6 protein-coding genes are annotated in these 5697 nt (G+C 56.4%); 5 read left to right on the top strand and 1 reads right to left on the bottom strand.

What is annotated here, in order from left to right:
- A partial coding sequence (locus tag GA0061101_RS38310) for a phage tail tape measure protein (RefSeq protein WP_092577794.1) occupies nucleotides 1–2136 on the top strand: 2136 nt, incomplete at its 5' end.
- A 94-nt stretch (nucleotides 2137–2230) separates the two neighbouring features.
- Here the strand turns inward: GA0061101_RS38310 and GA0061101_RS38305 are convergent.
- Nucleotides 2231–2626: a hypothetical protein gene (locus tag GA0061101_RS38305; protein WP_092577789.1), complete on the bottom strand. Its 396-nt coding sequence runs from the start codon at nucleotides 2624–2626 to the stop codon at nucleotides 2231–2233.
- Nucleotides 2627–2658: 32 nt separating this feature from the next.
- On the opposite strand from GA0061101_RS38305, the gene GA0061101_RS38300 reads away from it, so the two are divergent.
- The 4 genes from GA0061101_RS38300 to GA0061101_RS38280 form a co-directional block, all read left to right on the top strand.
- Nucleotides 2659–3123, top strand: coding sequence for a phage tail protein (locus GA0061101_RS38300; protein WP_092577792.1), 465 nt, complete (start codon nucleotides 2659–2661; stop codon nucleotides 3121–3123).
- A 4-nt stretch (nucleotides 3124–3127) separates the two neighbouring features.
- The gene (locus GA0061101_RS38295; RefSeq protein ID WP_092577787.1) at nucleotides 3128–3340 is read left to right on the top strand and encodes a tail protein X; all 213 of its coding nucleotides are present in this window, start codon (nucleotides 3128–3130) and stop codon (nucleotides 3338–3340) included.
- A 2-nt stretch (nucleotides 3341–3342) separates the two neighbouring features.
- On the top strand, nucleotides 3343–4500 hold the full coding sequence (locus GA0061101_RS38290) for a phage late control D family protein (protein WP_092577784.1): 1158 nt from the start codon (nucleotides 3343–3345) through the stop codon (nucleotides 4498–4500).
- A gap of 778 nt (nucleotides 4501–5278) precedes the next feature.
- Nucleotides 5279–5697, top strand: a 419-nt coding sequence (locus tag GA0061101_RS38280) for a hypothetical protein (RefSeq protein ID WP_141694195.1), incomplete at its 3' end; no start/stop codon positions are given.

Below are 5697 nucleotides of genomic sequence, written 5' to 3'. Positions count from 1 at the left end.
CGGGCGACCTTCGCACCCATCCGTAGCATGGTCGGACAGGCCGTCGCATTTGGTGCTGGCTATCTTGGTGTGAGGGAGGGCTTGCGGGCAACGGCAGGCGAGGCGATCAAGTTCGAGTCCGCCTTTGCCGATGTCAAAAAGGTGGTCGATGCGTCCAGCGAGCAGTTCGAGAACATGCGCCGCAATATCAGGCGCATGTCCGGCGAAATCCCGATGTCCGCCAATAACATTGCAGCTCTCTATGCCGCTGCCGGCGAATCCGGCATCGCAACGCAGGATTTGCAGGGCTTTGCCGAGATGGCGTCTCGTGTCGGTATCGCTTTCGATATCACGGCGGAAAAGGCCGGTTCTAGCCTGGCTAAACTGAAAACACAGTTCGGTTTGACCGTAGCCGAAACCGGCGACCTCGCCGATGTCATGAATCACCTGTCGAACAACATGGCGAGCAAGGCGTCTGAAATTACGGATTTCATGCTGCGCGTCGGTGCGCTCGGCAAGATCGCCGGCTTCACGAAAGAACAGGTTGCCGGTATCGGCAGCGCCATGATTGCAGCCGGCGCGGAACCGGAAGTGGCCGCAACCGCAATGCAGAACGTGACGAAGGCGTTGACGCGCGGTGCATCGGCGAAGAAAAGCCAGCGCGCCGCCGCTGAAAGGCTTGGGCTTGACCTGCCGCAGATCGCCAAGCAGATGCAAAAGGATGCGCCCGGCGCTCTGAAAAAGGTTCTCGCCGCCATCGCCAAGGCTCCGAAGGATCAACAGATTTCCATTGTCTCGGATTTCTTCGGCGACGAGGCGAAGGCGTTCATTCCTTTGCTGGGCAACGTCAAGCTACTGGACGATGCGCTTGCCAGCGTGAGCGACCGCACGAAGTATGCCGGCTCGGCCATGAATGAGTATAAGCAGCGTGCCAGCACTACGGGCAACACGCTCGAGCTTTTGGGCAACAAAGTCTCAAACATCTTTTCGGAGGTTGGCGACAGTATGTTGCCCACGATCCGCGAAGGCGCGCAGTCGATCAGCGATGTTTTGGATACGCTCGGAAGTCGGGCGACGATCTTCGATCAGATCAAGGCCGGGGCGAAGGGCTTTGCGCAAGGCTTTGGCTACGACGGCGGTATTCGCGAGATGGTCAATGACATGAGCGACCTGATGCTTGGGCCGGTAGACCCGAACGCGGGCGAGAACCTTGGCCGGTTTTTCATGAAGGCGAAAGAGTGGGGTGGTTCGGTTCGTGAGTTGACGGATGCAATCCGCGAAAACCCAATCGCAAAGTTCTTTGGGGAGATGTCTGGCTACGGCTTTAAACTTGTAATGTGGGGGGCTGGCATCGCCTTTCTCGCTGGAACTGTCCGCAAGCTAGCGAGCGCGATGTTTTTGCTGTCCGGCGCTAGCACGTTATTTTCAATGTTGAAGGGCGTTGGAACGCTCGCCTCCTTAGTTCTGCCCGGAAAGAAAGCCCCGGCATTGCCTGAGGCGGGCAAGGGGGGAGTTCCGGGCAACGGCGGTACGCCTCGAATTCCCGGCGGGAAGCCCGGAACATCAGGTCCGTGGGGAACCGTGCCGCACCCGAACAGCTTGCCGGAAGGCGCGCGGGTCACGCCTACGGGTGTCCAAGGGCTAGGGACGCGATACACTCCGCCGCCGTCATTATTGACGCGGCTCATGCAGGGCGGGAAGTTTGGGGGTAGCGCTCTGTTAAAAGGAGGTATTCCCGCTTTGCTTGGTTACGCGGGCGAGTACGGCATTCGCAAGGGCTTTCAAGGCACGTATGGCGACAAATACCGGGAACCGCCGGGCATAGGAGAATCGTTCTCCAATTGGTGGTCAACCATGAACGATCGGAAGACATGGTTCGGTGCTGCGGCAGACAAGGGGTTCAGCTTCCGGGAGCACATGGGCGTGAATATGCAGGATCGACCTGCAACCCGTATCGACGCCGCTTCCATTGCTGAGATGACGAGACCGAGCGGCACGCAAGATGTTCGGGTGGTAAACCAGCAACCGCCGAACGTGACGGTTCATGTGCAGGCTTCAATTTCTGGCGTCGCAGATCCGCAGGCAGCGGCTGCCGCGACCGTCAATCAAATTGGAGCTGCCGTAAAGAATGCGGTGGACTCTCAGTTCAGCGACTAATGCCAGATCGACAGCGCATGCGCCGAGCAAATCCTCATTCCAGGCAACTTTTGCGCGAGGCGAAATGTAAAACTGCTCAATGGGTTACTGCAGGTTAACACGGTGGATTTACACCGTTCTGACGTCGAAACTGTAATATTTTTTCGACGATGTTGATCTCGAAGATACCTACCTTGCCCTTCTCAAAGGATAGAACCGCCGCCGGTTTACCCGAGCAAGCTCTGCGAAAAGCTTTGTCAACGGAACCGTGAACGAACAGATAGTGATTAAGATCGACGCAATTGGGTTGTCCGATAGCAATCAATTGGCCGTTGGCGTCACATCTATCTATGTAAGGATAGATATTGGCCGTGGCCGACAGCCGACTGAGAGCGGCGCTCTCACTGAACATCTCCCAAAAAAGATACCCGACAAGTGCAGCAACGGCGAATAGCATCCCAAGTCTCAGGATCATAAGTGACACACTGGGGTCGTCGTCGTCATCCAGCATTTTCGGTCCTCATGTTCAATCAAGGGTATATCATGACGGGAATAGCATCGATGATGCTCGGAGGCTACGCCTTCGAGGCGTTGGGCTTTGGCTATCAGGGGATCAAGCGCAAGGTGAACACGCCTTGGGTTGAGATACCTGTCGGCCAAACCCTCAATCCGCAACAATGGACCGGACCAACGTCCGACGAAGTGACGATTCAGGGCGTGTTGTTTCCCGAAGAATTCGGGGGGCAATCGCAGCTAGACGGCATCATTGCCGCACAATTGGCCGGCACGGAAATGATGCTTGTTAGCGGTGACGCCATGGAAGGTGTCATTCGCGGCATGTTCACGGTGCAATCCGTCGAGGAAGATCAATCCTATCACGATGCGCGCGGTGCGCCTCGCCGTAACGCCTATGTGATCTCGCTCAAGCGAAGCACGGCGGAGACAGCGACGGGTGCCGGCGGCGTGGTCGATAGCGCGACCTCTTTCCTCTCCGAACTTTTCCGGTGATCGCATGGCAAAGACTTACACAACGAGACAGGGCGAGACGGTCGATATCGCCTGCCTCTCTCATTACGGACGAACGTCCGGGGTTGTTGAGGCGGTGCTTGCCGTCAATCCGGGACTTGCTGGCCTCGGCCCGATCTTGCCGCTCGGTACACAAATTTCGATGCCGGACATGCCAAGCGTGAGCGTGGAACGTCGGCTGACTAGCCTTTGGGATTGAACATGCATCCTCGTGTTGAAATTACCGTCGATGGCGTTCCCGTCGCGGGCCAATTCTATGAACGGCTGATTTCCGTCACGGTGACGGATGAAGAGGGGTTGAAGTCGGATACGGTCGATATCGAGCTGAACGACGGCCCGCCGAATTTCCTTGCTCTGCCGCGCAAGGGTGCGGTGATCTCGGTCAAAATGGGGTACGGCAACAACCTCATTACGAAGGGACAATTCACGGCTGACAAGATCAGTCTCGATTGTCTGCCCTATAAGATGTCGATTTCCGGCAAGGCGGCGGACCTTCGCAGCGGCAAGCTGAAAGAACGGCAGGAACGGGCATGGGACAAGGCCAAGCTCGGCGACATCATTGCGGAGATTGCCGGTGAAAGTGGATTAGCGCCCGCCGTGGACGGCGATCTTGCCGGGCATACTTACGACTGGATAGGCCAGCAAGACGAGACGAATATCCATTTTCTGCGGCGGCTGGCTGACCGGCATAATGCGCTGTTCGCCATCAAGCAGGGGCGGCTATTGTTTGCCCGGCGCGGCTCTGGCCTCTCGGCTTCCGGCTCGTCGCTTGGCTCGATCATCTTGACACCCGCTGTCATCAAAACCGGCACGCTGAAAGTCGATATCAACGACCGCACGAAATACAGCAAGGTTGTGTCCTACTATCAGGATGTCGACAAGGCGAAGCGGGTCGAAATCGAGGCGGAAGCGGATGCCGATGGCGACAGCGTTTACCGCATTCCCGAAGCCTTTTCCTCGCCGGCTGAAGCCGACAAGGCAGCTCGCGCCAAGGCGAAAGAGCTTGCGCGCGGGGAGGGCGCTGTTTCGGTGACGGTGTTAGGTGATGCCGACATAGAGGCGGGCTTGCCGCTTCTGTTCGCGCAGGTTCGTCCTGGGCTGGACGGCGTGCCCTACATCATCAAAACGGCGCGCTCCAAATACACAAAGACATCGGGCTTTGAGGTCGACGTTTCCGGGCGGCTCTATGACGGCAAGTCGGCGACCGAAGACGAGAGCAGGGGCAAGAGTGAAGGTGGCGGCTCGTCCGTCCCGTCTGATGCTGGCGGCAAGGTTGCGCCGAATAGCGCGCCGGGCACGCCCGCCACGCCTTCGGCATTCCTCACGCCTCGCCGGTTCGGACGAACGGACGAGAACTAGTCGGTAGAGCGTCAGTTTGCGATTTCATTTTCACTTTCGGGCCGAAGCGGCGGCCCGTCTCGAAACGGGTAATGTGGAACAGTGAGACTGCCCCTTGACGATTACCTCCAACACACACCATCCTCCGTTGAAGTACTCTCTTAGATTGGGACGGAAATGGCAGTATGGCCGGGTTTCGACAGAATGACTAAAGCTCGCAGAGTGGCCATGTTCACTCTAAGCTGCTTGGGTATACTGCTCGCGGGTCTCTTAGGCTTTCATCTAGCGGGTGTACTGGCGATGATTTTATTTGCGCCCCTCGGTGCTATAGCGGGATTGATACTGGGAAGCGTGACGTTACGAGGCTTTCTCGAACTCATAAGCGAACTTCTAAAAACCGCTTTCTTGTAGCAGAAGTAGCACGGGCGCTCGGTAAGATGTCTGCAGTTGTTCGATATTGTTGAAAAACTCCCGAGAATGAACGCCGGAGCGATCTGCGCGAACGGTCACCGAAACGAAATTCCTCTCATCGCCCTCAAGACGAATTTCCTTGCGTTCGAATGGGCGCTGCCACACCGTGACGCAATTCCATTTCAGCACGCTCAGGCCGAAAATCAACGCAATGAGTTTTTCAACAATATCGGCCCTAAGCGGACGGCATGTAGGCTATCTCAATCAAGGCAGTAAGTGATGGGCCGCACGGCAACGCTGCAGGCAACCGTAACTCTCGTCAGCGACGTGACAGCTTTCACGGCCTCTGGTATTTCCATGATCGATGTTCGGGTAGGGAGAGACTTTCATGAAAATACACGCCATGGCTCTGACGGTGGCACTTGCGATCTTGACCCACATCGCGGAAATGACACCAGCTTTTGCCGCAGATGACGCATGCGCGTCTGTCAGGGCCATGACGGATAAATTCAATGCCACACCACGAATTCGGTTGGTCGGCACCAATTCTCTTGAGGCAATCCATTTTACCACCCTATATGTTGACACTAAGCAGTGGTGGCATGGCGATTCCAAACCGTGGCATGTAGAACCACGCCAATATTCAAAAACCAATGATCTCGAAAACTGCGAACATCTCGGGAGCGAAACGATAGATGGCGTCCAGACCGAAATTTGGTCTTACGACCACCTATCGTACCAACAGGTTGATTACTGGAAGATTTGGATATCAGTTGATACGGGGTTACCGGTGAAATCCCATTTCAA

Source organism: Martinezella lusitana, from assembly GCF_900094565.1.
In the GTDB taxonomy this organism is placed as follows: domain Bacteria; phylum Pseudomonadota; class Alphaproteobacteria; order Rhizobiales; family Rhizobiaceae; genus Rhizobium; species Rhizobium lusitanum.
This window is presented reverse-complemented; position numbering and strand designations above follow the sequence as displayed.